Here is a 21,445-nt window from a genome sequence, read left to right as displayed (position 1 = left end):
TTTCTCTCCCTCTTTACGGGGAGGCTAGATTGGCTTCTTATTTGATGTCAAGCTTCATATATGAAACCAACCCGGTATGGGCGTCATGAGCGATCCCGTCGAAGCCGAACCTGACGACAAGGCCTCCTACGCCGCGCCGGCGCTGGAAAAGGGCCTCGATATCCTCGAGCTCCTGGCCGAGGTCGGCGAGCCGCTCTCGACGCGCACGATCGCCGAGCGGCTGCGGCGCTCGAAGAGCGAGATCTTCCGGATGGTCTTCGTGCTGCAGCAGCGCGGCTATCTCGAACGCGAGGCGGGAACCGACCGGCTCGGCCTGTCGCGCCGCCTGTTCGACCTCGGGATCAGGACGCCGGGCGGCAAGCAGCTGACCTCCGCCGTGCTGCCGCTGATGGAGCGCTTCAGCGAGGAGAGTGGCCAGGCCGCCCATCTCGTCGTCCTCAGCCGGGCGCAGACCGTGGTGCTGGCGACGACGGCCGGCCATCTCGATGCCAGCGTCATCGTCCGGCCGGGCTATGGCAGGCCGGCGCTGGAAGCCAATTCCGGCCTGCTCATCCTCGCCTTCCAGTCGGAGGCGCGGCGGCGCGCGCTGATGCGCGAAGCCGAGCCGGAGTTCCGCCAGCGCCTCGACCTGCCGGAGACCGAGGCGGTCTTCGCCGAAATCCGCGAGCTCGGCCACCGCATCGCGCCGAGCCGCGACATCCTCGCCGTCACCGACATCGCCTGCCCGGTGGTCGGCCTATCCGGCTATGCCGAGGCGGCGATCCTGGTGCCGTGCCTGCAACGCCACGGCGTCGACACGGACGTGGGAGCAATCCTGCTGACGCTCAAGGCCTGCGCGGCCGAAGCCGGGCTGCGCCTGCCCCTCGGCTGAGCCGAAAGCGAGAAAGCCGCCGATATTTGCCTCAGGGATACCCTGCCAACGCCACAAGCTCTCCAAGATTGCTCGCGATTTTCCCCCTGACCGCAACAAACGGCACGGAGGAGGACCGTCAATGGCCGAGACCGCGACGAACACGCAGGCACCCGTGATGACCGATCCCGAGTGGATCGCGCTCGAGAGCATCAACGAAGAAACCCGCCGCTTCATCTTCGGCGAAGCGATGTTGCGCCTGCTTCAGGGACGCGGCCTGGCTGAGCCCGGCGACGAGCGCTGGAACGTGACCCAGGAAGGCCAGCAGGCTCTCCAGGCCCATAGCAACTGATCAGCCAGCCGGCGCCGTGCGCTCCGCCCCGCTGGAACTGCCCGGCGGGTTGCAACTGCGCGCGGCGATGCGCATCTCTGGGGCAGCGACAGCCCAAAGGCATGAGCCGGAGCCGCCGATGATGAAACGCCCCGTCACCATCACAGTTTCCCACACGCTCGGGCGTGAGGCCGCCCGGGCGCGTCTCCAGGGCGGAGTCGACAAGGTCCGTGACAAGCTCGGCACGCTGCACATGCAGCTCACGCAAGAGGATTGGCAGGGCGATACGCTGCATTTCGGCGTCGCCGCCCTCGGCCAGACTGTGAACGGCAAGCTCGATATCGAGGACAGCCTCGTCCGCGTCGAGGTGATGCTGCCCTGGATGCTCGCCGTCTTCGCCGAGAAGCTGCGTCTCGGTGTCGAGAAGCAGGGCCAGATCCTGCTGGAGCACAAGCCGGCCAAGGCTTGAGCGCGCCGGTACTAACCCTCGCCATCCATCAGCGGGTGCAGGTCGCGCACCAGGCTCTTCAAGCGCTCGTCGAGAATATGCGTGTAGATCTGCGTGGTGGCGATGTCGGCATGGCCCAGCAATTCCTGCACCACGCGCAAATCCGCGCCGTTCTGCAGGAGATGGCTGGCGAAGGCATGGCGCAGCACATGCGGGCTGACCTTGGCCGGTGACAGCCCCGCCGCCGCCGCGAGCGACTTGAGATCGCGCCCGAAGGCCTGCCGCGTCAGATGCCCACTCTCGCCATCGGAGGGAAAGAGCCAGCGCCCGCCGGCATCGCCCTGCTCGCGCAAGAAGGCGAGATGCGCGGCGGCCGCCAGCCGAGCCGCCTCGTTGAGCGGCACCAGCCGATCCTTGTCGCCCTTGCCGCGCACCACCAGGAAGCGCTCGCGCGTCGTCGCGGCCGAGAGCGGCAGCGCGATGAGCTCGGAAACGCGCATGCCGGTGGCGTAGAGCATCTCGATCAGGCAGCGCATCCGCAGGCTGCGCGCCTGTGCCGCCGGCGACTGGCCTTCCCGCTCCGCCGCCTGATGGGCGGTCGCGATCAGCCGGTCGACCTCGGTAACCGACAACACCTTCGGCAAGGGCCGCCCGAGCCTGGGCCCCTCGATCGCCGCGGTCGGATCGCTGCCGACGAGGCCCTCGGTGTAGAGAAAGCGGTGGAACTGCCGCACCGCCGAGAGCCTCCGCGCCGCCGAGGAGGCCTTCAGGCCGCGCTCGGACAATTCGACCAGGAAGGCCCGGATATCGGCGGCTGCGACGTCTGCCGGGCCGCCATGCCCGGCGGCGAATTCGAGATAGTCGTCGAGATCGCGCTGATAGGCCTCGATCGTGTTCTTCGCCGCGCCGCGCTCGGCAGCGAGCATGTCGAGGAAGGCGTTCACCCAGGCGCGCGCTTGCCGGGTCATCCGCGGCTCATTTCTGCAGCTTCGAGGGCGGGATCACCTCGACCATCTCGCGCGGCTCCGGCTTGACGAAGGTGACGAGCGCGACCATGCCGCCGAACACCAGCCCGCCGATCACGGCGAGGAAAGTCAAGAACTTGAACAGCGTCGGCACGGCCGGCGATTTCCTTGTTAACCCTGTCGGTTATTCCCGATCCGCCACCGCAGATGCAAGCCTTGGATCGTCGGGGATCAGGCGCGCCTGCCGCAGGCCGCGAAGGCTGCTGCCGACGAACCAGCGCGCCTCGCCTGCCAGATCCTCGATCCGCAGCGCCGCTTCCCGTGCCCTGCCGGCCTCCAGCAGCTCGCGCCGCAGCACCCCCGGCAGCAGTCCATGGGCGGCCGGCGGCGTCAGCAGCAGCCCGTCGCGCTCGAGGAAGACGTTCGCTCGGCTCGTCTCGGTGACGAAGCCCTGGCGGTTGAGCAGGAGCGCGTCGTCGCAGCCTTGCGCCTCGGCAGCGGCAAAGCAGCGCTCATAGCGCGCCCGGCGCGTCGTCTTGTGCCGCGCGAACGGGTCGGCGGCATCGGCGCGCTCCGCCGCGATCGCGATCGTCAGCGTCCGCTCCGCCTCCCTTGGCAGCGGCGCATGCCGTAGCATCACCGAACCGTCGCGCTTCAGCTCGAAGCGAACACGCTGCTCCCTCGCGTTTCCGAAGCCGGCGGCGAGCGCGGCCAGTTTTTTCGTCAACGCCTCCCGCTCGAAGCGAAAACCCAGTTCAGCAGCCGAGTTTCCGAGCCGCTGGAGATGCAGATCGAGCCGGCGATAGCCCGTCTCCGGCGACCAGAGCAGCGTCTCGAACAGACCGAAATCCTCGGCGAGATCGGTCAGGACCCGGGCCTTCAGCCGGCATTCCGCGAACTCGCTCGCAGCCTCGGAATCGACGACGATGCCACCGCCCACCCCGTAGACGCCCTCGCCGCCGGGCAGCAGCGTCGCCGTGCGGATCGCGACGTTGAAGCGCAGATCGCCATTCGGCGCGATCGCGCCGATCGACCCGGTATAGGCGTCGCGCGGCCAGGCCTCGAGCTCGCGGATGATCTCCATGGCGCGCAGTTTTGGCGCGCCGGTGACCGAGCCGCAGGGGAACATCGCCCGGATCAGCTCGCCCGCCGAGAGGCCGGGCCGGAGCCGTCCCGTCACCTCCGATGTGAGGGTATGCAGCGTCGGATAGGTCTCAACGCTGAAGAGCTTTGGCACAGCGACGGAGCCGATCTCGCTGACCCGGCCGAGATCGTTGCGCAGGAGATCGACGATCATCAGGTTTTCGGCGCGCTGCTTCGGGTCGGCGCGCAGGGCCGCCATCGCCGCGGCGTCGCTGGCCGCATCCACGCCGCGTGCGACCGTGCCCTTCATCGGCCGCGTCGTCGCCCGCCCGCCTTGCGTCTCGACGAAGAGCTCCGGCGAGACCGAGAGGAGCGTTGCCGCGCCCATCGCGACGATGCCGCCATGGGCGACCGGCTGGCTCGCCCGCAAGGCACCATAGAGCGCCAGCGGGTCGCCTTCATAGCGGAAGCGGACCGGGAAGGTCAGGTTGACCTGATAGGCGTCGCCGGCCCGTAGATAGTCCAGGACCCGCCCGACGGCGGCGGCGTGCTGCTCGGCGTCGAGCCCGAATGCCAGATCTTCCAGCGGCGGCGGCGCGGCGAGGCTGGCGAACTGCTGGTCGAGCGCGGCGCCGTCCAGCGCGAGCGGTTCGCGGAACAATCCGATCCAGAGCAGCGGCAGGGCCCGCCCCTCCGGCATCCGCCCCTCGAGACGCCGCTCGAAGGCATAGCCCAGCTCATAGGAGAGGAAGCCGGCGGCGTGCAGCCCCGATGCCAGCCCGGCCTCGATCCGGGCGAGCGCGGCGGGAACCTCGGCGAGGCCATGCGCTTCGACCAGCTCCACCGGCTCGGCATAGAGCAGCGCCGAACCCGCATCCGCGCTCCGATCATCGAGCAGCACGAAAGGCGCGCGCAGGGCAGCGATCTCGACCTCCTGTCCCGGCCTCGGCATGCCGCTTTCTCCTCACCCCTGCACCGGCCGGTAGCAGTCTGACTCGCTCCGGCAGGTCAAGGCGCAACCGGGATTCTCCGGCGCATCAGGAGGACGTGGCGGCAAGGCATCGCACATGCTAGAGCGGCAAGAGGAAACATTGCGATGCTGATGGCGGATACTGTCGAAACCCTTGATGTCGCTGCCCTGCGCGCCGCGCTCGGCCAGCGCTCCGTCGTGCTCGTCGGCATGATGGGATCGGGCAAGAGCTCGGTCGGCAAGCGGCTCGGCGCGCGTCTCGGCCTGCCCTTCGTCGATGCCGACACCGAGATCGAGACGGCGGCCGGCATGTCGATCCCGGACATTTTCGCCCAGCGCGGCGAGACCGAGTTCCGCGACGGCGAGCGCCGCGTCATCGCCCGCATCCTGACGACCCGGTCCCCCCTGGTTCTCGCGACCGGCGGTGGCGCCTATATGAACGCCGACACCCGCGCCCGCATCGCCGAGCTCGGCATCTCGGTCTGGCTCAAGGCCGATGTCGACGTGCTGATGCGTCGCGTGCGCAAGCGCAGCAACCGCCCGCTGCTGCGCACCGCCGACCCGGAAGGGACGATGCGCCGCCTGCTCGCCGAGCGCGAGCCGGTCTATTCCCAGGCCGACATCACCGTTATTTCCAGCGACGACCCGCATGAGGTCGTCGTCGAAGCCGCGCTCGCCGAACTCGAGCGTGCAACGAGCAGCCGATGACCAAGCAAGCAGCAGATGCCGCGCGCGCCGAGCGCATTCTCGTTCCCGTTCCGCTCGGCGAGCGCGCCTATGACATCCTGATCGGGCGCCACCAGCTCTGCGAGGCTGCCGGCGTCATCGCGGAGCTCGCCCCCGGTGCCCGCGCCGCTATCGTCACCGACGACAATCTCGCCGAGCTGCACGCCCCGGCCCTGGAAAGCTGCCTGCACCAGGCCGGCATCGCGACGACCCGCCTGACCATCCGCCCGGGCGAGGCTTCGAAATCCTATGCCTGCTTCGTCGAGCTTTGCGACGGGCTGCTGGCAGCCAAGATCGAGCGCAACGACATCGTCATCGCGCTCGGCGGCGGCGTGGTCGGCGATCTCTCGGGCTTTGCCGCCTCGGTGCTGCGGCGCGGCGTGCGGTTCGTCCAGATCCCGACGAGCCTGCTCGCCCAGGTCGATTCCTCGGTGGGCGGCAAGACCGGGATCAATTCCGGCCATGGCAAGAACCTGATCGGCGCCTTCCACCAGCCGGCGCTGGTGATCTGCGACACCGCCTTGCTCGACACGCTCAGCGAGCGCGAGTTCAAGGCCGGCTATGCCGAGGTGGTGAAGTACGGGCTGATCGACGATGCCGCCTTCTTCGACTGGTGCGAGGCGAATTGGCGGCGCGTCATCGCCGGCGGGCCGGAGCGCGACCATGCCGTCGCCACCGCCTGCCGCGCCAAGGCGGCTATCGTGGTGCGCGACGAGCGCGAGGACGGCGACCGCGCCTTGCTCAATCTCGGCCACACCTTCGCCCATGCGCTGGAGCGGCTCACCGCCTATGATTCCAGGCGCCTCGTCCATGGCGAGGCGGTCGCGATCGGCCTCGCGCTGGCCTTCCGCTTCTCGCAGCGGCTCGGCCTCTGCCCGGGCCAGGATGCCGGGCGCGTCGCGGCGCATCTTGGCGCGGTCGGCCTGCCCTCGCGGCTGCAGGACGTTCCGGGCGGCGCCGGCAGCGCTGCCGAGATCGTCGAGGCGATGACCCAGGACAAGAAGGTGAAGCGCGGCGCGCTGACCTTCATCCTCGCCCATGGCATCGGCAAGAGCTTCATCGCGCCGGGGGTTCCCGCCGACGAGGTGCGCCGCTTCATCGAAAGCGAACTCGCGGGAGCCTGATCGCACGCCAATGGCCGCGCTGGTCCCCATCGATCCCTGGCTGGCGGTCGCGGTCGTCGTCCTCGGCCTGCTGCTGACCGGCTTCCTCTCCGCCAGCGAGGCCGCGCTCAATGCGACCTCCCGCGCGCGCCTGACGGCGCAGGAGAAGGCCGGCAGCCGGCGCGCCGCGATCGCGTTGCGCGCGCTGTCGAACCGCGAGCGGCTGAGCGGCGTACTCCTGCTAGCACGCACGCTCGTGAAGACCGCGACGGCGGCCTTCGCGACCTATGCGGCGGCGGTTTCCCATGGCGCATCGGGCGCGCTCTGTGCCGCCGCGGTCGTCGCGCTGCTCGCCATCGTCTTCGGCGAGCTTGCGCCCCGCATGGTGGCGGTCGCCAAGCCGGACCGCACGGCGCTGTTCTTCGTCCGGCCGGTGGCGCGCCTGCTCGCCATCCTTGGGCCGCCGCTGCGCCTGCTGCAATGGCTGGCGCGACGCAGCATCGGCCTGTTCGGGCTGCGGATCGATTCGCAGCGTCCGGTGCTCGCCACGGATGAGCTGCTGCGTGACCAGGTCGAGCTGATGCGCCAGCAGGGCACGGTCGAGAAGGCCGATGGCGACATGGTCAGCGGCCTGCTCGACCTGAAGGACCTCGAAGTCGCCGACGTGATGATCCACCGCACCAAGATGCGGACGATCAATCTCGATCTCGGCCCCGAGGCGATCGTGCGCGAGGTGCTGGCCTCGCCCTATACCCGCCTGCCGCTCTGGCGCGAGAAGCCGGAGAACATCGTCGGCATCCTGCACGCCAAGGACCTGCTGCGCGCCCTCGATGCCGCCGGCGGCGATGCCGGCAGACTCGATGTCGGCGAGATCGCGCTTTCGCCCTGGTTCGTGCCGGTGAACACATCGCTGCCTGAGCAGCTAAAGGCCTTCCTCGCCCGCAAGACCCATTTCGCCCTCGCCGTCGACGAGTACGGCGAGGTCATGGGGCTGGTGACGCTGGAGGACATCCTCGAGGAGATCGTCGGCGACATCCGTGACGAGCACGACATCGCCCTGCCCGGCCTGCGCCAGCAGGCCGACGGCTCGGTCATCGTCGAGGGCGGCGCGCCGATCCGCGATCTCAACCGCGCCATGGACTGGAACCTGCCGGACGAGGAGGCGACGACGGTCGCCGGTCTCGTCATCCACGAGGCCAGAGCCATTCCCGATGCCGGCCAGGCCTTTACCTTCCACGGCTTCCGCTTCGAGGTGATGCGCAAGAGCCGCAACCGCGTGACCTCGCTGAAGATCGCGCCGGTCGGCAATGGCGATACGGCACCGCCACCCGCGGCCTGAAGCCGATCAGCTGAGCTTCGCCAGGAAGTCGGTCGCCCGATAGCCTTCCGGCGCGCCAGCGACGATGAAGGCGGCGCTGCGGGAATTACGGGTCCTCAGCGGCAGGATCGCCTGATAGCCCGGCGAAGCGTACCAGGCCTGCGCGGCCTCCGGATCCGGGAAGGCGATGACGACGAGATCGCCCTCCCAGGGCCCCTCCAGAACCTCGGGCGTCACGCCATGGATCAGGAAGCGGCCACCGAAGGGCACGAGGGTCTCGTCGATGCGCCGGATATAATCGGCGATCTCGGCGTTGAGATCGACGTCGCGCAGATGGGCGATGGCGTAGGCGGTCATGGTCCGATCCCCTTTCGAAGCGGGCCTCGCCCGCGATGCCAGGGACCATGCCTCGCAAGGGGCAGCGGGTCGATTACCTCGCAGGTAACCGAAAGCGTCCCGACTTCACCCGTCGACGATGCCCTTGCTGGCCAGCGAGGATTCCCTCGCCTCGGCCGGCTTGTCGGTGACGAGATACTGCGCCCGCGCCAGCGCCGCGAAGCGGCCACCCTTGGCGACCAGCTCCTCGAAGGAGCCCATCTCGATCACCCGTCCCTGCTCGAAGACCAGGATCCGGTCGGCATTGCGGATCGTGGCGAGACGGTGGGCGATGACGAAGGTGGTGCGCCCCTTCATCACCTCGTCGAGCGCCTTTTGAAGTTTGACCTCAGTGGCTGCATCGAGCGCCGAGGTCGCCTCGTCGAGGATCAGGATCGGCGGATTCTTCAGCAGGGCGCGGGCGATCGAGAGGCGCTGGCGCTCGCCGCCGGAGAGGGTGCGGCCGCGCTCGCCGACGATGGTGTCGAGCCCGTCGGGCTGGCGCGCCATCACCTCTGTCGCCTGCGCCCGGTCGAGCGCCTCCATCATCTCGGCATCGGTCGCGTCCGGCTTGCCGACGGTGAGGTTCTCGCGGATCGAGCGGGCGAACAGCATCGGCTCCTGGAAGACGACGCCGATGTTCCGGCGCAGCGAGATCAGCGAGATCTCGCGGATATCCCGGCCATCAGCGAGAATCCGGCCCGATTGCGGGTCGAAGGCCCGGTGCAGCAGGCCGAGCGTCGTCGACTTGCCCGAGCCGGTCGAGCCGACGATGGCGATGGTCTCGCCGGGCATGACCTCGAAGGAGACGTCGGCCACGGCGGCGCGCTTGCCGTCATAGGAGAAGGAGACGTCGTCGAAGGTGACGCGGCCTTGCAGACGGCCGGCATCCGGGGCACCCGGCAGGTCGCGCACCGCCGGCAGCGTGTCGACCACCTCGAAGAACTCCCGCATCTTCGGCGCCTGCATGAAGATGAAGTTGACGAAGGCGACGATCTGCTCGAGCCGGCCGACCAGCATGGTGGCAAAGCCCATGAAGGTGACGATCTCGCCGACCGTGGTCTGCCCCTGCATCAGGAGCCAGGTGCCGACGACGAAGATCGAGAGCACGGTCAGCGTCGCCGAGGCGCGCGTCGCCACCGTCGCTACCGCCCACCAGGTCAGGACCGGGATCTGGGCTTCGAGCAGGCTGGTGATGGTGTTGCGCAGGCCGCGCACCTCGGCCTCGATCCGGGTGAAGCTCTGGATCACCGGGACGTTGCCAAGCGCGTCCGAGGCCCGCTCGGCGAGGCTTGAATGATAGCTCTCGACATTGCTCTGCAGCTTGTCGGTCTTGCGCAGCACATAGGCCGTCAGTGTGCCGAACAGCACGACGAGGCAGATCAGCAGCAGGCCGAGCTGCCAGTTCTTCCAGAGCGTGAACGGCAGCAGGATGAAGAGGGCGACGAAGCTCGCGCAGTGCTCGCGGAAGAAGGAGAGCCAGAGCGCCCACATGCCGCTGGTGCCTTCCAGCATCACCTTGAGCACGCGGCCGGAATGGGTCTGCGTGTGATAGGCGAGCGGCAGGGTCAGCGCGTGCTCGAAATAGTTCGCCATCACTGCGAGGCGCCGGCGATGGGCCAGGCGGTCGGCGAACAGCGCGACGAACACCCCGGCGGCGATGTTGAACAGGCCGAAGCCGACCCAGGCGGCGATCAGGAGGTTGATGTCGCTCCAGGTCGGCTTGCTGCCAGAGTTCTGGACGCTGGTCAGCTTGTCGATCAGCGCGCCGAACAGCATCGGCTCGGCGAAGGCCGCCGCCGCCAGCGCGATGTTGGCGAGTGCCAGGATCAGCCCCAGGCGCCTCTCCGGGCCGAGTTCGCCGAGCACGCGGGCATAGAGCGCAAACAGGGACATCGCAGGACCTTAGAGCATCGGCGCGGGGACGCGACTCTGGTTGTGCTGAAAAGCCGGCGCGAAATCAAACGGGCACCGCCGGCTTTCGCGAAAGCCGTATCCCGCTACCAGCCCCGCCCGTCGCCGTGAGCAATTTCTCAACCTTAACGCTTCCTTCAACCCGCGGCCCCTATCCTCGGCTCCATGCGAGAGGCCGGACGAGCAGCGTCGGCGGCGGCGCGCATCAGGATGGCCTTTCATGGATATCGCGACCGGCGCAGGCATTATCGGTGGCATCGCGACCGTCGTCGCGCTGATCATGATCGATGGCGGCAATTTCGCCGCCTATTGGGACAAGCACGCCGCGATCATCATCTTCGGCGGCGCCTCCGCCGCGACCATGCTGCGTTTCCCCTTCTCGGTAATCGCGCATGGCCTGCCGATGGGCATCCGCTTCGCCTTCACCATGCGCTCGACCCATCCGCGCGAGCTGATCGACGAGATCACCCGCGTCGCCGAGATCAACCGCAAGAGCGGCCCGGTGGCCTTGGAAAACGTCGAGGTCTCCGACCCGTTCCTCGCCCAGGGCCTGCGCTACATCGCCGACGGCTACGACAAGGACTTCATCCGCGACACGATGGAGCGTGACCGCGACAACTTCCTGCAGCGGCTCGACGAGGGTTCCAAGGTCTACCGGGCGATCGGCGACTGCGCGCCGGCCTGGGGCATGATCGGCACTATACTCGGCATGGTCACCATGTTCGCCAACATGTCGGACCCCTCCAAGCTCGGCCCGGCCATGGCGACGGCGCTCCTGGCGACGCTCTACGGCGCCATGGTCGCCAACATGTTCACCCTGCCGATCGCCGACAAGCTGCACATCAAGCTCGAGGAGGAGGAGATCTCGCGCACGCTGATCATCGACGGCGTGCTGCAGATGCGCGACGCCAAGAGCCCGACCCTGGTGCGCGAGATGCTGCTGGCCTATCTGCCCGATCATCATCGGGCCGAGATGGCGCAAGCCAGCTGAAGGGCGGCTGAACGATGGCCAAGAAGAAGCGCGGCGGCCATGGCGGTCACGGCTGGTTCGTGACCTTCGCCGATCTGATGGCGCTGCTGATGGCCTTCTTCGTGATGGTCGCGGCCTATTCGAGCCAGGACAAGCAGAAGCTACAGATCGTCGCCGGCTCGATGCGCGACGCCTTCGGCTCGCAAAGGGACGTCCGCCTCGCCGGCATCGTCGAGGTCGACGGCATTCCGACCAAGACCCACATCAAGAACGCCTATGTCCGCCCGATCGAGGACGCATCCGACAACACCGCGCCGAACCACAACCAGCAGAAGGAAGACGGGCTGATCTCGGCCACGCACGACCGCGGCTTCGCCCTCGCCGCCGCCTCGCTGCGTCAGGCCCTGCGCGAGATGCCGGAGATCGGCGAGCTCTCGCGCAACATCCTGGTCGAGGTCTCGGAGACCGGCCTCGACATCCAGCTCGTCGACCAGGAAGGGCGCGCCATGTTCGACGAAGGCTCGGTCCAGCCCAATGCCAATATGCGCAAACTGCTGGCCGCCATCGCCCCGACGCTGCGCCGCATGCCCAACAAGATCGCCATCTCCGGCCACACCGCGACGCCGCGGCCGGGCACACTATTGCCGAGCAATCCCTGGTCGCTCTCGGTCGGCCGCGCCTCGGCGGTCCGCGAGATCCTCGGAAGTGCCGGCGTGCCCGACGAGCGCTTCGCCTCGGTCACCGGCAAGGCCGACACCGAGCCGCTGATCAAGGACAATCCCTATCTGCCGTTCAACCGCCGCGTCGGCATCGTGCTGAAGGCCGACGCCCCGCCCTTGCCCAACGGCGCCAGGCCCTGACGCCGGCCCTGAGCTAGCTCAGGGCGCGACGATCAGCGCCCAGTAGACCTGATACTTCGAGCCCGGCGCATAGGCAGAGGCAATGCCCATCCGGGTCGCGTTCGGCGCCTTCATGACCCGGTCGTGCTGGGGCGAATCGCGCCAGCCGGAAAAGGCCTCGGCCAGCCGCCGATAGCCGGCCGAGAGATTGGCCTCGGCTCCGGGCTGGCCGGCGCGTGCGAGCCGCCCCTTCACCGCGTCCGCCTGGGCCGGCTTGTCGGCCGCCGCCATCGCCGCCGCCTCCTGCTCGGCCGCCTGCATCAGCTCCGGATCGAGCTTCAGCGTCGCGAGCCCGGCATTGAGGCGATAGGCCGAGATCGTCGCCCGCGCCGCCTCCGCGTCGACGCGGGCCGAAGGCGAGCCGAGATCGCGGTAGAAGGCCGGCTGGGTCCGCACCGGCTCGGTACAGCCGGCAATGTTGAAGAGCGCCAGGGCGCCGGCCAATGCGGCAGGGCAGCTCATAGCGCGCCCGCGGGCCGGACGAGCGGAAAACGAAAGCATCGCATCATTCCTTGTTGTCGTCCTTGCCGCCGGCCTCGTCCTTGCCGGCATCCGGCGCGGAGCCGTTCTTGGCGGGAACCGCTTCCTCGGCTTCTTCCATCACGGCGTCGTTCGCCGCGCGGGAGCGGCTCGCCTTCACCTTGCCCGCAGCGGAGCGCGGCGGCGCCTTGCGCTCGCCGGCTACCGCGGTTGCGATGCTGCCCAGCGACTGCTCGATGCCCTCCAGGCCCTTCACCGTCAGCTCGGCCGCCGCAGCCGGCTTCTCGAGCTCGGCGAGGCGCTTGTGGATGACATAGTTGAGGTCGCTGGTGACGCGCCCGACCTGGTCGACGTCGCCGACCACGCAGATCAGGTCGAAATCCAGGGTCGCCGTGCCGATCTTCTTGAACAGCACGTTCGGCGGCGGCTTCTTCAGCACGTCGCCATGATCCGCGCCGGCTTCGGCCAGCACGGAACGGACCTCGGTCGGGTCGAGGGTGCGCGGCACGCTGATCGAGATCAGCACGCGCCCGGTCCGGTCGGAGCGGACGCGGTTGCGCACGACGCCCGAAACCAGGTTCGAGTTCGGCAGGATCACCGTCGAGCGGTCGAAGGTCTCGATCTCCGTCGAGCGCACATTGATGCGCTTGACGATGCCCTCGGCGTCGCCGACCAGCACCTGGTCGCCGACCCGGATCGGCCGTTCCCAGAGCAGGATCAGCCCCGAGACGAAGTTCGACACCACCGATTGCAGGCCGAAACCGATACCGACCGAGAGCGCCGAGGCGACCAGCGTCAGCCGCTCCAGGCTGAAGCCGAGGGTGGAGACGGCGAGGGCAACGGCCGCGGTGTAGCCGAGATAGCCGGCCGCGGTGGTGATCGAATTGCGCAGGCCGGTGTCGAGCTTGGTCGTCGGCAGGAACTTCTCGTTCAGCCAGCCCTGCAGCGAGCGCGTCGCGGCGAGCCCGAGCGCAAACATCAGCGCGCCGAAGAAGATCGAGGACAGCGAGACGGTGACGCCGCCGATCTGGAAGCCGAAGAACGCCGCCCGCAGCGAAGTCAGCAGGTCGGTCGATTCCAGTCCCCAGGGCGCCAGGACCAGCATGATCATCACGACGATCAGCACGATCTTGAGCACGCCGGTCAGCACCACCGCGATCTTCTGCAAGGTCGCCGCCCGCAGGCCGACCCCCGCCCGCAGGCTCAGCGCAAACCGTCCGTCACCGGTCAGGAGATTGCCGATGCCGAGCTCGATGAGCTGCATCAGCAGCACGAAGAGGCCGGCGAGGATGCCAAGCCAGAGGACCTGCTCGGTCAGGAAGGTGGCGAGCACGACATAGCCGAGAAGCACTGCCAGGATGATGGCAAGCCCGACCACCCAGGACAGGATGCGGACCGGACCGAGACTGGCGCCATCGACCGGGACATAGGGACCGAGGCAGGCCTCCTGCTCGATCTCGTCATTGTCGCGCAACCGGTAGAGCCCGACGACCAGCGTCAGCGCGAAGAAGGAGGCGACGACGCTGCGCACGATGATCGACAGGGTCAGGCCGGCGGCGATCGCCTGCAGCCACGCCTCCAGGACCTTGCCGACGCCCATGACGATGGCGAGCCAGCCGGCCATCCAGACCACGGTCCGGGCCGTCGATTCCATCACGCTGACCAGGCGGCGCTGCGGCTCTCCCGGGGCGAACAGTGCATCCGCCAGCGCCTGGACGAAGGCGAAGAGCGCAAGCCCGTAGACGATGGCGAGGATCACCGGCTGGATGCGCGGCGGCAGCAGGCCGGCCGTGTTGAACGCGGCATAGATCAGCCAGCTCGCCAGTGCCGGCGGCGCCGCGCGCGCGATCAGCCGGACCAGCGCGCTGTAAAGGCAATGGACTCCGCTGTCGGTCTCGCTGGCGGCAAGGCGCCCGCTCAAGCGCGGCAGATAGCGCGCGCGGGCGACATAGAGGCCAATCGCGCCGATGAAGCCGAGCAGAACGATCACCCCGCGCGGGCTCAGCAAGGCGTCGCTGAAGACCGAAAGCCAGTCTCCGAAGACAAGGTGCGAGGCCCGCAGGTCGGACGGCAAGGTCGTGACCGTCGCGGTCCAGGTCTCGGGGCTCAGCGGCGAAGGCCCTGGCGCGAACAGCATCTTGGCGAAGCGCTCGCGCCTGAGATCGCTGATCGAGGTCTGCAATTGCTCGGCCTGGAGCACGGTGGCGCGAGCGAGCTTCAGCAGTTCGTCGGCTTCAGAGAAGCCCTTCTCCCGGGCTTCGCGCTCGCGGGCGACATCGGCCGTCTCCGGCGGGGCCTTGGCGTCGGGCTTCGGACCGAGCTGGTCGAGCCGCGTCTTCGCCTGCTCGAAACGCGGCGCCTGCTCGTCGGCCAGGATGCGGATCTGTTCCAGCAGGGGCTGCAGACGCAGCCTTTGCCGCTGCAACTCCGCTTCAGAGGCGGCGGGGTTGTTGAGCACCGTCTCGATCTGGGTCAGCTCGCCCCTGATCGAATCGACCTTGGCGCGGGCGGAGGCCGGGTCGGCCGGCTGTGCCAGCGCCGCCAAAGGAAGCAGCAGGAACAGCGCTACCAGCAAGGCGCCGAGCCGGCCGGCCAGCGGGACGAAGGCGTAACGGGCTTGCGACGTCACTGGCATTCCGATCCCGCCGGGCTGATTCGCGTCCTTGCGCAGCCTCGCCACCGCCGCGCGGCGAAATCAAGCATTCCGAAGGAAAGCGGTTGCAGGCCGGCGTCGCGGCGAAGCCGCGCCGGATGGCGAGGATCGGACAAGAGCATCACATTCCCGTGAAAGCGAGCCGGGTGGCTGCGGTCATGCAGCGCCTTTTCCGCAAGAAACCGGACAGCATGATGGCGGAACCCCGTCGCCTGCGCGATTTGCGCCGGCCTCGCGCGCCCCGCGAGACCGTGATCGCCGCCATGCCGCAGGGGCACTGGCGCTCCCTCCCCAACTGAGTTTGTATTTCGACCAATATAAATCCGGCTCTGAAGCGGCCGGGCGACCGAACGGCGAGGCGCGCTGGCTCTCTCGCCAGCTCTGGAATCGAAACCGGGAGGTTTGCGATGGCTAAGCTTACCATCAATGGCAAGATGATCGATGTGGAGGTCGACGGCGACACGCCGCTGCTCTGGGTTATCCGCGAACAGATCGGCCTGACCGGCACCAAATATGGCTGCGGTGTCGCCCAGTGCGGCGCCTGCACCGTACATATCGACGGTGTCGCCACTCGCTCTTGCTCGATGCCGGTTAGCGCCATCACCGCCGAACAGAAGATCATCACCATCGAGGGGCTGTCCCCCGACGGCAACCATCCGCTCCAGAAGGCCTGGATCGAGCATGACGTGCCGCAATGCGGCTTCTGCCAGAGCGGCATGATCATGGCCGCCGCCGCCATGCTGCAAGCCAACCCGAAGCCGTCGGAAGCCGATATCGCGGCCGAGATGACCAATATCTGCCGCTGCGGCACCTATAACCGCGTCAAGGCCGCCATCCAGCAGGTCGCCGCCGGCGGCGAACTCGGCCGCGGCTGACCCCCTCTTTCCCGTTCACAGCGCCGGGCTCGATCGCGATCCGCCGAATGGCCGTTCGCCTCGCCCACGCCGACCAGATTCTGGAGGACGCCATGACATCCGCCTCTGCCGTCGAGATGAAGCTCTCCCGCCGCAGCCTGCTCGCCGGCTCGGCCGCCGCCGCCGGTGCCTTCACCTTCGGCTTTTCCGTGCCCTTCGCCGACGAGGCCCACGCCCAGGGCGCGACGCCCGAGATCAATGCCTGGGTCGTCGTCCAGCCCGACGACAAGGTGGTGATCCGCATCGCCCGGTCCGAGATGGGCCAGGGCACGCTGACCGGCCTCGCCCAGCTCGTCGCCGAGGAGCTGGAATGCGACTGGGCCAAGGTCACGACCGAGTATCCGACGCCCGGCCAGAATCTCGCGCGCAACCGCGTCTGGGGCAATTTCTCGACCGGCGGCAGCCGCGGCATCCGCGAATCCCACGACTATGTCCGCAAGGGCGGCGCGGCTGCGCGGATCATGCTGGTCCAGGCAGCGGCCGCCGAGTGGAAGGTTCCGGCCGCCGAGTGCAGCGTCAGCAAGGGCGTGATCAGCCACAAGGCCTCCGGCCGCTCCCTGCGCTATGGCGAGGTCGCGGCCGCCGCCGCGAAGCTCTCACCCCCGACCGAGGTGCCGCTGAAGGATCCGAAGGACTGGACCATAGCCGGCAAGCCGCTGAAGCGGCTCGACACCGCCGACAAGACCAACGGCAAGAAGATCTACGGCATGGATTTCAAGCTGCCGGGGATGCTCAACGCCGCGATCAAGGACTGCCCGGTCTTCGGCGGCAAGGTGAAGAGCTTCGACGCCGCCAAGGTCAAGGACATGCCGGGCGTGAAGCATGTCGTGCCGGTCGGCGACAGCGCCGTCGCGGTCGTCGCCGACACCTGGTGGCGCGCCAAGACCGCGCTCGACGCGCTGCCCATCGTCTGGGACGAGGGCGAGCACGCCAAGGTCTCGAGCGAGAGCATCGCCGCCTGGCTGAAGGAAGGGCTCGACGCTCCGCAGGCAGCAGTCGGCAACCAGGTCGGCGACGTCAAGGCGGCGATCGCCGGCGCGGCCCGGACCGTCGAGCAGGTCTATTCCTACCCGTTCCAGAACCATGCCTGCATGGAGGTGATGAACGCGACGGCGCTCTACACGCCGGAGCGCTGCGAGGTCTGGACGCCGACCCAGAACGGCGAAGCTGCGCTCGCTGCGACCTCCGAGGCCTCCGGCCTGCCGCTGGCGAAATGCGAAGCCTACAAGATCGACCTCGGCGGCGGCTTCGGCCGACGCGGCGCGGTGCATGACTGGGTCCGCCAGGTCGTCGCCATCGCCAAGCAGATTCCCGGCACGCCGGTGAAGCTGATCTGGTCGCGCGAGGAGGACATGCTGCATGGCCGCTTCCACCCGGTGACGCAGTGCAAGCTGACGGGAGCGCTCGACAAAGACGGCAATCTGACCGGGCTGCACATGCGCATTTCCGGCCAGTCGATCGTCGCCGGCATCTTCCCGCAGAACATCCAGAACGGCCGCGACCCGGCCGTCTTCCAGGGCCTCAACCCGCCCGGGCCGGAGGCTTCGATCGGCTACACCGTCCCGAACCTGCTGATCGACCACGCGATGCGCAACCCGCATGTGCCGCCGGGCTTCTGGCGTGGGGTCAACCTGAACCAGAACACGATCTATCTGGAGTGCTTCATCGACGAGCTCGCCCATGCCACCGGCAAGGACCCGCTCGAATTCCGCCGCGCGCTGATGAAGAACCATCCCAAGCACCTCGCCGTGCTCAATGCCGTCGCCGAAAAGGCCGGCTGGGGCACGAAGGCGCCCGATGGCGTCCATCGCGGCATCTGCCAGACCATGGGCTTCGGCTCCTATGTCGCGGCGGTCGCCGAGGTCTCGGTCAGCCCCGAGGGCAAGCTCAAGATCCACAAGATCACTGCCGCGACCGATCCGGGCCATGCCGTCAACCCCGCGCAGATCGAGCGGCAGGTCGAGGGTTCCTTCGTCTACGGCCTGTCCGCCGCGCTCTTCGGCGAATGCACGGTCAAGGACGGGCGCATCGTCGAGGAGAATTTCGACAGCTACCCGGTGATGCGGCTGGAGGACATGCCGGCGGTCGAGACGGTGATCGTGCCCTCCGGCGGCTTCTGGGGCGGCGTCGGCGAGCCGACCATCGCGGTCGCGGCCCCCGCCGTGCTGAACGCGATCTTCGCCGCTACCGGCAAGCGCGTGCGGTCCATGCCGCTTCGCCACACCGATCTGCGCAAGGCGTGAGGTTGCGCGACACTGCGAGAGGCAAGCTGCCATTCGCAAGATCACGAGGTCATCCCGGCCGGAGCGAAGCGAAGAGCCGGGATCCATGCCCGAAGGCTGACCTGACGTGCTCAGGCATGGCTCCCGGGTCGACCTGCGGTCGCCCGGGACGACTGGCGCTTGTCCTGGCAACGCTTCTCGCTGCTCCCGCGAGCGCGCTTGAGCCCTATGCGATCGCCGGCGACGCCATCCCGGCCGCGCTCGGTGGCGTCTCCGGCGATGCCGCCCGAGGGCGGGCGGTCGTGCTCGACCGGACGCGCGGCAACTGCCTGATCTGCCACCATGTGCCGGAGCCGGACGAGCCTTTCCAGGGCACGATCGGCCCGGCGCTCGCGGGCGTCGGCGCCAGGCTCGATGTCGGCCAGCTGCGGCTGCGCCTCGTCGATGCCAGCCTGCTCAACCCGGAAACCGTGATGCCGCCCTATTTCCGCACCGAAGGATTGCGAGACGTTGCCCCGCAATTTCGCGGTCTGCCGGCCCTGAACGCCCAGGAGATCGAGGATGTCGTCGCCTATCTCGCAAGCCTGCGCACGCCGTGACACAGGCCCCTCGCGCCGCGATCTGCTCGCTGCCGGCTCCGGCGGGCTTGTGCTCGCCGCCCTGCCCGGCGCGGCGTTCCCCGCCACGCAGACGCCGCTGGCCGACCTGATCGCCCGGGTGACGGAGGGCGCGACGCCGGTTCGCAGCGGCATCGTCTTCGATATCCCGCAACTGGTCGAGAACGGCAATTCGGTCGATGTCGCGATCGGCATCGACAGTCCGATGACCGAAGAGGACCATGTCCGCTGGATTCATGTCATCGCCGAGAAGAACCCCTATCCCGACGTGGCGCGTTTTCATCTTTCGCCGCGGAGCGGGCGTGCCCGGATATCAGCGACCTTGCGTCTCGCGACCTCGCAGAAGGTCGCGGTCGTCGCCGCCCTCAGCCGCGGCGGCTACATCATGAGCGATGCCGATATCGTGGTGACGCTCAGCGCCTGCATCGACGGAGGCTGACTTCATGTCGACGTTCAACGCCCGCATCACCATGCCCGCCGAGGCCAAGGCTGGGGAGATCGTCGAGATCCGGGTGCTCGTCAGGCATCCCATGGATCGCGGCGGCCAGGTCGATGCGGAAGGCCGCATCGTGCCGCGCAAGATCCTCAACCGGCTGACCGTGACCTATGCCGGCGAACCGGTCTTTCGCTACGACATGCACACCGGCGTCTCCGCCAACCCCTTCGTCAGCTTCACCACGCGCGCCGTCGAGACCGGCGACCTCATCTTCGAATGGCGCGAGGATGGCGGCGCGGTCTTCACCCGCACCGCGCGCCTCGTCGTGACGTGAGGAGCCAGTGACGACACGCGCAGCCCTGTTCATCGGTCTGTCGCTCGCTGCCACTGGGGCCACAGCTCAGGAAATCAAGCCGGGCAGCGCCTTCCTCTCGCCGGAGATGCGCCGGCAGCAATCCGACGAGGCCCGCAATCCCGGTTTTCTCTGGGTCGAGCAGGGCGAGGAGCTGTTCAGCCGGCGCAGCGGCGAGACACCGGCCTGCATTGCCTGCCATGCCGATCCGGGGCGGAGCCTGAAAGGCGCCGCGACCCGCTATCCGCAGGTCGATGCCGGCAGCGGCAAATTGCTCAATCTTGAAGGACGTATCGAGCAGTGCCGGACGCAGCGCCAGACGCAGGCGGCCTTTGGCTATGAGAGTCCCGAACTGCTCGGCCTCACCGCCTATGTCGCCTCGCTCTCGCGCGGCCAGCCTATGAGCGTGACGACCGATGGCGCGGCGAAGCCCTATCTCGAAGCCGGCCGGGCCTTCTACGAGCGCCGGCAGGGCCAGCTCAACCTCTCCTGCCGACAGTGCCATGACGATCTCGTCGGCGAAAAGCTGCGCGGCGATACGATCAGCCATGGCATCGGTACCGGCTATCCCGCCTACCGGCTCGAATGGAACGGCGTCGGCTCGCTGCACCGGCGCCTGCGCGCCTGCTCCCTCGGCGTCAGGGCGACGCAGTTCGACTATGGCGCGCCGGAATATCTCGCGCTGGAGCTCTATCTCGCCGCACGCGCCAAGGGCCTGCCATTGGAGAGCCCGGGACTGCGGCGCTGACCGGCCGGATCTGGCTTGGCCCGGTGGACCGAAGCCGTCACGATGCCGGCACATTCCTGTCGGAGATGCGGCGGATGCTACGCCTGCCTGCCTTGCTCGCCATGCTGTTCTGCACCGCCGCTGCGCTCGCGCAGCCAGCCGCCGAAACGCAGGCTCCGGTCGCCGCGGCAAGCCCAGCCGCCACGAATGCGGCCGCGACCAATGCAGCAGCTCCCCCCGCTATCGCGAATCCCGCCCCCTTCGTCCTGAAGGACACCGAGGTCAGGACGATCCGCGCCAAGGCGCTGCAGCGCGACTACGAGATTTATGTCAGCCTGCCGCCATCCTACCATTCCTCGCCCCGGCGGCGCTTCCCGGTGCTGTTTGTCAGCGATGGCGACTATTCCTTCCCGCTGGTCCGCAGCATTGCGCAGCGCGTCGGCAACCGCGCCCAGGGGCTGGAGGAGTTCATCCTCGTCGGACTTTCCTATGCGGTCGGCGACACCAGGCAGTTCAGCCGGCGGCGCGACTACACGCCGACGCCGAACGGCGAGAAGACGAGGGACGAGTCCGGCCGCCCGCCGGTCTTCGGCGAAGCGGAGGAGTATCGCCGTTTCCTCGCCGACGAGCTGATGCCCTTCGTCGCCGCGACCTATCGCACCGACACCAATCGCAGCATCTATGCCGGCCACTCCTATGGCGGGCTGTTCGGTGTCCACATCCTTTTGACCGAGCCGAAGATGTTCTCGCACTATATCCTCGGCAGCCCCTCGCTCTGGTTCGACCAGAAGGTGATGTTCGCCCGCGAAAAGGCCTATGCCGACGCCAACAAGGACCTGAAGGCGAATGTGCTGATGGCAATCGCCTCCTACGAGACGATCAACAAGGCCTCGAACGACCCGCGCTTCAGCCGCAACCTCGACATGATCGCCGACATGCAGGAATTCGAGAAGGCGCTGCGCTCGCGCGACTATCCCGGCCTGTCGCTGACCAGCGAGATCATCCCCGGCGAGGATCACCTCACCGTCTTCCCCGCGATCATCACGCGGGGCCTGATGTGGGCCCTGCCGGCGAGGCGGGACTGAGGATTAC

General features: G+C 68.1%; 23 protein-coding genes. 16 read left to right on the top strand and 7 right to left on the bottom strand.

Translation table 11 applies throughout. The annotated features are described in order from the left end of the window. The first annotated feature begins 85 nt into the window (after positions 1 to 85). The 3 genes from AC1REK_RS14280 to AC1REK_RS14270 all read left to right on the top strand — a co-directional run bounded on the left by AC1REK_RS14280 (position 86) and on the right by AC1REK_RS14270 (position 1,650). Positions 86 to 871, top strand: coding sequence for an IclR family transcriptional regulator (locus AC1REK_RS14280; RefSeq protein ID WP_316020276.1), 786 nt, complete (start codon positions 86 to 88; stop codon positions 869 to 871). 121 nt (positions 872 to 992) lie between these two features. Further along, on the top strand, positions 993 to 1,202 hold the full coding sequence (locus AC1REK_RS14275; RefSeq protein WP_066477233.1) for a hypothetical protein: 210 nt from the start codon (positions 993 to 995) through the stop codon (positions 1,200 to 1,202). 118 nt (positions 1,203 to 1,320) lie between these two features. Continuing rightward, complete coding sequence (locus AC1REK_RS14270; protein ID WP_316020277.1) at positions 1,321 to 1,650, top strand: polyhydroxyalkanoic acid system family protein; 330 nt, start codon at positions 1,321 to 1,323, stop codon at positions 1,648 to 1,650. Positions 1,651 to 1,661: 11 nt separating this feature from the next. On the opposite strand, the gene xerD is transcribed toward AC1REK_RS14270, so the two are convergent. The 3 genes from xerD to AC1REK_RS14255 are packed head-to-tail and all read right to left on the bottom strand — an operon-like array spanning position 1,662 to position 4,629. Next, entirely contained in the window at positions 1,662 to 2,597 is a 936-nt protein-coding gene (gene xerD / locus AC1REK_RS14265) for a site-specific tyrosine recombinase XerD (protein WP_492270674.1), read from the bottom strand. A gap of 7 nt (positions 2,598 to 2,604) precedes the next feature. Further along, the gene (locus tag AC1REK_RS14260; protein WP_066477230.1) at positions 2,605 to 2,748 is read right to left on the bottom strand and encodes a histidine kinase; all 144 of its coding nucleotides are present in this window, start codon (positions 2,746 to 2,748) and stop codon (positions 2,605 to 2,607) included. 30 nt (positions 2,749 to 2,778) lie between these two features. Next, positions 2,779 to 4,629: an aminodeoxychorismate synthase component I gene (locus AC1REK_RS14255; RefSeq protein WP_492270675.1), complete on the bottom strand. Its 1,851-nt coding sequence runs from the start codon at positions 4,627 to 4,629 to the stop codon at positions 2,779 to 2,781. Between the two features lie 144 nt (positions 4,630 to 4,773). Here AC1REK_RS14255 and AC1REK_RS14250 point away from each other — a divergent pair, with 144 nt between their 5' ends. The 3 genes from AC1REK_RS14250 to AC1REK_RS14240 are packed head-to-tail and all read left to right on the top strand — an operon-like array spanning position 4,774 to position 7,815. Beyond that, entirely contained in the window at positions 4,774 to 5,355 is a 582-nt protein-coding gene (locus AC1REK_RS14250; protein ID WP_316020280.1) for a shikimate kinase, read from the top strand. Further along, the gene (aroB, locus tag AC1REK_RS14245) at positions 5,352 to 6,497 is read left to right on the top strand and encodes a 3-dehydroquinate synthase (protein ID WP_492270677.1); all 1,146 of its coding nucleotides are present in this window, start codon (positions 5,352 to 5,354) and stop codon (positions 6,495 to 6,497) included. Before AC1REK_RS14250 ends, aroB begins: the two co-directional genes overlap by 4 nt. A 10-nt stretch (positions 6,498 to 6,507) precedes the next feature. Continuing rightward, positions 6,508 to 7,815 (top strand): HlyC/CorC family transporter, encoded by a 1,308-nt coding sequence (locus AC1REK_RS14240; protein ID WP_316020282.1) that lies wholly within the window; start codon positions 6,508 to 6,510, stop codon positions 7,813 to 7,815. Positions 7,816 to 7,821: 6 nt separating this feature from the next. Here AC1REK_RS14240 and AC1REK_RS14235 read toward each other — a convergent pair whose 3' ends face one another. Together AC1REK_RS14235 and AC1REK_RS14230 are read right to left on the bottom strand one after the other, a co-directional pair. Continuing rightward, positions 7,822 to 8,151 (bottom strand): DUF1330 domain-containing protein, encoded by a 330-nt coding sequence (locus tag AC1REK_RS14235; protein WP_492270678.1) that lies wholly within the window; start codon positions 8,149 to 8,151, stop codon positions 7,822 to 7,824. A 105-nt stretch (positions 8,152 to 8,256) separates the two neighbouring features. Then, positions 8,257 to 10,065: a glucan ABC transporter ATP-binding protein/ permease gene (locus AC1REK_RS14230; protein WP_492270679.1), complete on the bottom strand. Its 1,809-nt coding sequence runs from the start codon at positions 10,063 to 10,065 to the stop codon at positions 8,257 to 8,259. Between the two features lie 238 nt (positions 10,066 to 10,303). Here AC1REK_RS14230 and AC1REK_RS14225 point away from each other — a divergent pair, with 238 nt between their 5' ends. Together AC1REK_RS14225 and AC1REK_RS14220 are read left to right on the top strand one after the other, a co-directional pair. Beyond that, positions 10,304 to 11,074, top strand: a complete 771-nt coding sequence (locus AC1REK_RS14225) for a motility protein A (protein WP_316020285.1) — start codon at positions 10,304 to 10,306, stop codon at positions 11,072 to 11,074. Positions 11,075 to 11,088: 14 nt separating this feature from the next. Then, positions 11,089 to 11,913 (top strand): OmpA/MotB family protein, encoded by an 825-nt coding sequence (locus tag AC1REK_RS14220; protein ID WP_492270680.1) that lies wholly within the window; start codon positions 11,089 to 11,091, stop codon positions 11,911 to 11,913. An 18-nt stretch (positions 11,914 to 11,931) separates the two neighbouring features. Here AC1REK_RS14220 and AC1REK_RS14215 read toward each other — a convergent pair whose 3' ends face one another. Beyond that, positions 11,932 to 12,414 (bottom strand): CAP domain-containing protein, encoded by a 483-nt coding sequence (locus AC1REK_RS14215; RefSeq protein ID WP_316020287.1) that lies wholly within the window; start codon positions 12,412 to 12,414, stop codon positions 11,932 to 11,934. 43 nt (positions 12,415 to 12,457) lie between these two features. After that, positions 12,458 to 15,061, bottom strand: a complete 2,604-nt coding sequence (locus AC1REK_RS14210; RefSeq protein WP_492270682.1) for a DUF3772 domain-containing protein — start codon at positions 15,059 to 15,061, stop codon at positions 12,458 to 12,460. Between the two features lie 89 nt (positions 15,062 to 15,150). Here AC1REK_RS14210 and AC1REK_RS14205 point away from each other — a divergent pair, with 89 nt between their 5' ends. From AC1REK_RS14205 to AC1REK_RS14170, 8 genes are all read left to right on the top strand, one after another. Next, a complete protein-coding gene (locus AC1REK_RS14205) occupies positions 15,151 to 15,384 on the top strand; it encodes a hypothetical protein (protein WP_492270683.1) in 234 nt (77 codons plus the stop codon). 108 nt (positions 15,385 to 15,492) lie between these two features. Continuing rightward, entirely contained in the window at positions 15,493 to 15,960 is a 468-nt protein-coding gene (locus AC1REK_RS14200; protein WP_492270684.1) for a (2Fe-2S)-binding protein, read from the top strand. A gap of 92 nt (positions 15,961 to 16,052) precedes the next feature. Next, a complete protein-coding gene (locus tag AC1REK_RS14195) occupies positions 16,053 to 18,242 on the top strand; it encodes a xanthine dehydrogenase family protein molybdopterin-binding subunit (protein ID WP_492270685.1) in 2,190 nt (729 codons plus the stop codon). 116 nt (positions 18,243 to 18,358) lie between these two features. Next, positions 18,359 to 18,820: a sulfur oxidation c-type cytochrome SoxX gene (soxX, locus tag AC1REK_RS14190; RefSeq protein WP_492270686.1), complete on the top strand. Its 462-nt coding sequence runs from the start codon at positions 18,359 to 18,361 to the stop codon at positions 18,818 to 18,820. After that, positions 18,783 to 19,277: a thiosulfate oxidation carrier protein SoxY gene (locus AC1REK_RS14185; RefSeq protein WP_492270687.1), complete on the top strand. Its 495-nt coding sequence runs from the start codon at positions 18,783 to 18,785 to the stop codon at positions 19,275 to 19,277. The genes soxX and AC1REK_RS14185 overlap by 38 nt, the downstream gene beginning before the upstream one ends. A gap of 4 nt (positions 19,278 to 19,281) precedes the next feature. Beyond that, positions 19,282 to 19,608, top strand: coding sequence for a thiosulfate oxidation carrier complex protein SoxZ (soxZ, locus tag AC1REK_RS14180; protein ID WP_492270688.1), 327 nt, complete (start codon positions 19,282 to 19,284; stop codon positions 19,606 to 19,608). A 7-nt stretch (positions 19,609 to 19,615) separates the two neighbouring features. Then, positions 19,616 to 20,374, top strand: a complete 759-nt coding sequence (gene soxA / locus AC1REK_RS14175) for a sulfur oxidation c-type cytochrome SoxA (RefSeq protein ID WP_492270689.1) — start codon at positions 19,616 to 19,618, stop codon at positions 20,372 to 20,374. Between the two features lie 74 nt (positions 20,375 to 20,448). Beyond that, the gene (locus AC1REK_RS14170; protein WP_492270690.1) at positions 20,449 to 21,438 is read left to right on the top strand and encodes an alpha/beta hydrolase; all 990 of its coding nucleotides are present in this window, start codon (positions 20,449 to 20,451) and stop codon (positions 21,436 to 21,438) included. Positions 21,439 to 21,445 lie beyond the last annotated feature (7 nt).

The organism is Allobosea sp. GW823-FHT02B03 (genome assembly GCF_058797755.1).
This window is presented reverse-complemented; position numbering and strand designations above follow the sequence as displayed.

Excerpts from the sequence above, each read along its gene's own strand:
- AC1REK_RS14280 (WP_316020276.1), top strand. The coding sequence starts at position 86 with ATGAGCGATCCCGTCGAAGCCGAACCTGACGACAAGGCCTCCTACGCC.
- AC1REK_RS14275 (WP_066477233.1), top strand. The coding sequence starts at position 993 with ATGGCCGAGACCGCGACGAACACGCAGGCACCCGTGATGACCGATCCC.
- AC1REK_RS14270 (WP_316020277.1), top strand. The coding sequence starts at position 1,321 with ATGATGAAACGCCCCGTCACCATCACAGTTTCCCACACGCTCGGGCGT.
- xerD (WP_492270674.1), bottom strand. The coding sequence starts at position 2,597 with ATGACCCGGCAAGCGCGCGCCTGGGTGAACGCCTTCCTCGACATGCTC.
- AC1REK_RS14255 (WP_492270675.1), bottom strand. The coding sequence starts at position 4,629 with ATGCCGAGGCCGGGACAGGAGGTCGAGATCGCTGCCCTGCGCGCGCCT.
- AC1REK_RS14250 (WP_316020280.1), top strand. The coding sequence starts at position 4,774 with ATGCTGATGGCGGATACTGTCGAAACCCTTGATGTCGCTGCCCTGCGC.
- aroB (WP_492270677.1), top strand. The coding sequence starts at position 5,352 with ATGACCAAGCAAGCAGCAGATGCCGCGCGCGCCGAGCGCATTCTCGTT.
- AC1REK_RS14240 (WP_316020282.1), top strand. The coding sequence starts at position 6,508 with ATGGCCGCGCTGGTCCCCATCGATCCCTGGCTGGCGGTCGCGGTCGTC.
- AC1REK_RS14235 (WP_492270678.1), bottom strand. The coding sequence starts at position 8,151 with ATGACCGCCTACGCCATCGCCCATCTGCGCGACGTCGATCTCAACGCC.
- AC1REK_RS14230 (WP_492270679.1), bottom strand. The coding sequence starts at position 10,065 with ATGTCCCTGTTTGCGCTCTATGCCCGCGTGCTCGGCGAACTCGGCCCG.
- AC1REK_RS14225 (WP_316020285.1), top strand. The coding sequence starts at position 10,304 with ATGGATATCGCGACCGGCGCAGGCATTATCGGTGGCATCGCGACCGTC.
- AC1REK_RS14220 (WP_492270680.1), top strand. The coding sequence starts at position 11,089 with ATGGCCAAGAAGAAGCGCGGCGGCCATGGCGGTCACGGCTGGTTCGTG.
- AC1REK_RS14215 (WP_316020287.1), bottom strand. The coding sequence starts at position 12,414 with ATGAGCTGCCCTGCCGCATTGGCCGGCGCCCTGGCGCTCTTCAACATT.
- AC1REK_RS14200 (WP_492270684.1), top strand. The coding sequence starts at position 15,493 with ATGGCTAAGCTTACCATCAATGGCAAGATGATCGATGTGGAGGTCGAC.
- AC1REK_RS14195 (WP_492270685.1), top strand. The coding sequence starts at position 16,053 with ATGACATCCGCCTCTGCCGTCGAGATGAAGCTCTCCCGCCGCAGCCTG.
- soxX (WP_492270686.1), top strand. The coding sequence starts at position 18,359 with ATGGCTCCCGGGTCGACCTGCGGTCGCCCGGGACGACTGGCGCTTGTC.
- AC1REK_RS14185 (WP_492270687.1), top strand. The coding sequence starts at position 18,783 with ATGTCGTCGCCTATCTCGCAAGCCTGCGCACGCCGTGACACAGGCCCC.
- soxZ (WP_492270688.1), top strand. The coding sequence starts at position 19,282 with ATGTCGACGTTCAACGCCCGCATCACCATGCCCGCCGAGGCCAAGGCT.
- AC1REK_RS14170 (WP_492270690.1), top strand. The coding sequence starts at position 20,449 with ATGCTACGCCTGCCTGCCTTGCTCGCCATGCTGTTCTGCACCGCCGCT.